The 4,363-nt window shown below is 69.3% G+C and carries 5 protein-coding genes; 3 read left to right on the top strand and 2 right to left on the bottom strand.

Translation table 11 applies throughout. The annotated features are described in order from the left end of the window. Positions 1 to 858 (top strand): aldehyde dehydrogenase family protein (locus HUU95_RS09490; protein WP_174279890.1); only part of this gene is annotated, 858 nt, incomplete at its 5' end. 217 nt (positions 859 to 1,075) lie between these two features. Here HUU95_RS09490 and HUU95_RS09485 read toward each other — a convergent pair. Further along, positions 1,076 to 2,248 carry a mechanosensitive ion channel family protein gene (locus HUU95_RS09485; protein ID WP_254602722.1) on the bottom strand — a complete coding sequence of 391 codons (1,173 nt, stop codon included), beginning with the start codon at positions 2,246 to 2,248 and terminating at the stop codon, positions 1,076 to 1,078. Positions 2,249 to 2,270: 22 nt separating this feature from the next. Then, complete coding sequence (locus HUU95_RS09480; protein ID WP_174279889.1) at positions 2,271 to 3,290, bottom strand: DNA topoisomerase IB; 1,020 nt, start codon at positions 3,288 to 3,290, stop codon at positions 2,271 to 2,273. 259 nt (positions 3,291 to 3,549) lie between these two features. On the opposite strand from HUU95_RS09480, the gene HUU95_RS09475 reads away from it, so the two are divergent. Further along, the gene (locus tag HUU95_RS09475; protein ID WP_174279888.1) at positions 3,550 to 3,903 is read left to right on the top strand and encodes a hypothetical protein; all 354 of its coding nucleotides are present in this window, start codon (positions 3,550 to 3,552) and stop codon (positions 3,901 to 3,903) included. 99 nt (positions 3,904 to 4,002) lie between these two features. Continuing rightward, positions 4,003 to 4,266: a DUF3297 family protein gene (locus HUU95_RS09470; RefSeq protein WP_174279887.1), complete on the top strand. Its 264-nt coding sequence runs from the start codon at positions 4,003 to 4,005 to the stop codon at positions 4,264 to 4,266. The last annotated feature ends 97 nt before the right edge of the window (positions 4,267 to 4,363 follow it).

Raw genomic sequence — 4,363 nt, 5'->3', positions numbered from 1 at the left:
GCCGCGCTGACCGCCGATCCGCGCGTCGCGGGGGTGGCGTTCACCGGCTCGACCGCGACCGCCCGGACGATCGCGCGCGCGCTGCTGGCGGACGACGCGCGTCCGCTCGTGCCGCTGATCGCGGAGACGGGCGGAATCAACGCGATGATCGTCGACTCGACCGCCTTGCCCGAGCAGGTGGTGGCGGACGTGATCGCGTCCGCCTTCCGCTCCGCCGGCCAGCGCTGTTCGGCGCTGCGGCTGCTGCTGGTGCAGGAGGAGGTGGCCGACGCGACGCTGCGCATGCTGGCGGGCGCGATGGACACGCTGGTGGTGGGCGCGCCCGGCGATCCGGCGACCGATGTCGGGCCGGTGATCGATCGGGCGGCTTATGACCGGCTGATGCGCTATCGCGAGCAGGCTCGCTCGCGCTGGGTGAAGACGATCGCGGCGCCGGCGGACGGCCTGTTCGTGCCGCCGACGCTGATCCGGCTGGGCTCGATCGAGGAGCTGGATCAGGAGTGGTTCGGCCCGCTGCTCCATGTCGCGACCTGGCCGGCGGGGCAGCTGGCCGAGACGATCGAGCGGGTCAATGCCAAGGGCTATGGCCTCACCATGGGCCTGCACAGCCGCATCGCGCGCGCCGCCGAACTGGCGGAGGCGGGGGCGAAGGTCGGCAACCTCTATGTCAACCGGAGCATGATCGGCGCGGTGGTCGGCTCGCAGCCCTTCGGCGGCGAGGGGCTGTCCGGCACCGGGCCCAAGGCGGGCGGGCCGCACTATCTTCACCGCTTCGTGGTGGAGCGCGCGATGTCGGTGGACACCACCAGCGCGGGGGGCAACGCGACACTGCTCAGCCTGGAGGAAGGCGGGATTTGAGCGTCGCATCTCTCCTTCTCCCGCGGAGCGGGGGAGGAGAATGGCGCCGTTCGCCCCATATGGTAAGCCCGTGGTTGTCAGCAGGGGCAGATCGTGAGTGAAGCATTCGACAGCATCATGCGAGGCCTTGAACAGGCTAAGGCTTATTTGGAGGGCGATCGGCGTGGTTCGATCACGCACTACCCCGATGGATCGGTCCTCGACTTGAGCATCGTGGTCAGCGAGCTGTTGCGGGCGTAGCCGGCGCGCCGCTGCCGGCCTCGGGCACGTTCACGTTCACCTGCGCCTGCGTCGGATAGGCGAGTGCGATGCCGTCCGCGTCGAGGCGCCTGATGATCGCCAAGCCGACGCGGTGGCGCGCGTCGAAGAAGTCGGCGAACGCGGCGGTCGGTGAGTCGAACTCGACGTCGAAATCGTAGGAGGACGCGCCGAAGCGGATGAAGCCGGCGCGCACGAACCGGCCGCCCTGCGCCTCCACCACCTCCTCCAGCACGCCCGGCAAGCCCGCCATCACGTCGGCCGGCGTCCATTGCACGACGCCCAGCTCGAACTGGACGCGGCGATAGTCGCGGCGCGTCAGGTTCTGTACCTCCTTGTTGAGCAGGTTCTTGTTGGAGATGATCCGCTCCTCGCCGGTCGCCGAGCGGATGCGCGTCGACTTGAGCCCGATCGCCTCCACCGTGCCGCTGGTCTGATCATAGGCGATCGTGTCGCCGGCGCGGAACGGGCGGTCGAAGATGATCGCCAGCGCCGCGAACAGGTCCGCGAAGATGCCCTGCGCCGCCAGCCCGATCGCGATGCCGCCGACGCCCAGGCCGGCGATCAGCCCGGTGACGTTGACGCCCAGATTGTCGAGCACGACCACCAGCGCGATCGCGAACAGCGCCACCGTGACGAGCAGGCGGATCAGCCCCATCGCGCTCGACAGCGCCTCACCATGGCCGTCCGCGCCGGTGCGGTGCTCCACCGCGCCCAGGATGAGCTCGCGCGCCCAGATCGCGACCTGGAACGTCGCCGCGATCGTCCATAGGAACTGGATCACCTGCGCCACCTCGCGCGGCGGCGCGGCGGCGGCGAAGGTGTCGCCGACCAGCTTGGCGGCAGCCAAGATGATGAAGAAGTCGTTGGTCCGCGTGATCGCCCGGCCGGCGACGGTGCCCCAGCCGCCGCCCGTGCCATCGCGCCGGCACAGCCGCTGGCCCAGCCGCCGCGCGGCGTGGAGCAGGACGACGATGCCGGTCGCGATCGCGCTGGCGATCAGGATCGGCCACCAATGGGTGGTGATCCAGACCGACGCCGTCGCGGCGAAGTCACGCGCATCGTGGGCGACATCGGCCGACGCGATGATCGGCTTGCCCCTCGCCGCGGCGGTCGCGGCGGTGTTGGTCACACTCAATCCCAAACCTTCCCGATCAGGCAGCGGCCGCCTCGCGCGCTTCCGCCTTGGCGGCGGGCACCACGTTGCGCTCCAGGAACGCGATCAGCCCGCGCTCCTCGCGCGACAGCCCGCCGGCCTGGCGCGGCAGTTGCAGCGCCTTCCTGAACGTCGCTTGGTCCCGCTTGACCAGATCGATCAGGTCGGGGTGGACATAGCTCTTGCGCGCGATCGCGGGGGTGTTGCCGAGCTTGGCGGTGACCGGCTCCAGCAATTGCTTGAGCGTCAGGTCCGCGTCCGCGCCCGCCAGCGCCTCGAAGGCGAGCAGGCTCGCGCCCCAGGTACGGAAGTTCTTGGCGGTGAACTCGCCGCCGGTCGCGGTCTTGATATAGTCGTTGACGTCGGACGAGGAGACGGGGTGCGCGGTGCCGTCCTCGCCCAGATAGGCGAACAAATGCTGCTCGTCCAAATCCTGGCAGGCCTTGACGAAGCGCGCGAGCGACTTGTCCGTCACGCGGATGTCCGCCTCCTTGCCCGACTTCGCCTTGAACCGCAGCTTCAGCGTGTCGCCGGCCACCTTGCCATGTTCGGTGCGCAAGGTAGTCGCGCCGTAGCTGTGGTTCTGCTGGACGTAATCCTCGTTGCCGACGCGGATGTGGCTGTCGTCGAGCAGCCGGACGACGGCGGCGACGGCGCGCGCCTTGGCCAGGCCCCGCGTGGCGAGATCGGCGGCGACCGCCTTGCGCAGGCTGGGCAGCGCGCGGCCGAACTCGGCGGTCTTCTCGTACTTCGCGGCTTCCTGCGCCTCGCGGAAGCCCACGTGGTAGCGATATTGCTTGCGTCCCTTCGCGTCCTTGCCGGTCGCCTGGATGTGGCCGTTGGGCTTCGGGTTGTACCAGCAATCGACATAGGCCGGCGGCAAGCCGATGCCGGACAGACGCTCGATCTCATCGCGGTCGGTGATCCGCTCGCCCTTCGCGGTCCAATAGCCCCAGCCGTTGGAGACCTTCTGGCGGGTGATGCCGGGCTTGCTGTCATCGGACCAGACGATCTTCATGGGGATGCAATGCGCGGGCACGCGGCGGCGTTCCGGTAAGTCGTTGCGGGGACAACCGACGAGGCTGTCGACACCCATCCTTTCCGCCCGGGCAGGATGGGGAAGCCGCGCGGGCCATCGATCCCGACAATCCAGCCTTTACCGCAGTTTAACGCCGCATTCCGTGTCCATTCAGGGCGACTCGGGCATTGGCGGCAACAAGGTCGAAAGGTCAGGCGTTCATCCCTGGTCGGCCGATGGCATGAGTAGGAGGTTGGTCATGACGGGTTTGTTGAAGAAGGCGGTGCTGGGCGCCGCGCTGGCGGCGAGCGCGATCGGGGCGACCGCGCCCGCGCAGGCGCAGTATCGGGGCTATCGCGGCGGCTATCGTCACGGCGGGATCGGCTCCGGTGGCGCGGCGGTGCTGGGCGGGCTGCTCGGGCTGGGCGTGGGGGCGGCGATCGCGTCCAACCATCATGATCGCTATGACGACCGGGGCTATTATGCCGGCCCGGGCCCGCGCGGTTATTACTACGACGATTATCGCTACAACGACTATCGTCCGCGCTGTTTCTTCGAGCGGCGGTACGACCAGTATAACGGCCGGCCCTACGACGTGCGCGTCTGCAACTGAGTTCGTCACGGATGATGGCAGGCAGCCCGGATGGCGGCGCGGAGGCAACAGCTTCCGCGCCGTCTTGCGTTCGGAGCGCGCGCGGGTAAGCGACGCGCGATGACCGACACGCCCCCCGACCATCTGTGCATCGACCCGCGCAGCCCGCATTACGATCAGGCCGCGCTGGAACGCGGCGTCGGCATCCGCTTCAAGGGCGCCGAGCGGACGGACGTGGAGGAATACAGCCTGTCCGAGGGATGGATCCGCGTGGCGCTGGGCAAGAAGACGGATCGCCACGGCCGCCCGCTGACGATCAGGCTGGTCGGGTCGGTGGAGGCCTGGTTCCGCTCGGGCGGCAAGGCGGCGGCGACGGCCGACTGACCGCCGCCGCGAGCGCGCGGATGCGGGGGTGGTGCGGCGCCCAGCTCGCCCAGACCGACGCGGCGATCGTGCTCGCCAAGGCCAACGCCACGTTCTC

The organism is Sphingomonas bacterium, from assembly GCF_903643065.1.
GTDB lineage: Bacteria > Pseudomonadota > Alphaproteobacteria > Sphingomonadales > Sphingomonadaceae > Sphingomonas.
Note: the sequence above shows the minus strand (reverse complement) of the source record. Positions and strands in the feature narration are given on the sequence as shown.

Coding starts and splice junctions, on each gene's coding strand:
- HUU95_RS09475 (WP_174279888.1), top strand. CDS start 3,550: ATGACGGGTTTGTTGAAGAAGGCGGTGCTGGGCGCCGCGCTGGCGGCG.
- HUU95_RS09470 (WP_174279887.1), top strand. CDS start 4,003: ATGACCGACACGCCCCCCGACCATCTGTGCATCGACCCGCGCAGCCCG.
- HUU95_RS09480 (WP_174279889.1), bottom strand. CDS start 3,290: ATGAAGATCGTCTGGTCCGATGACAGCAAGCCCGGCATCACCCGCCAG.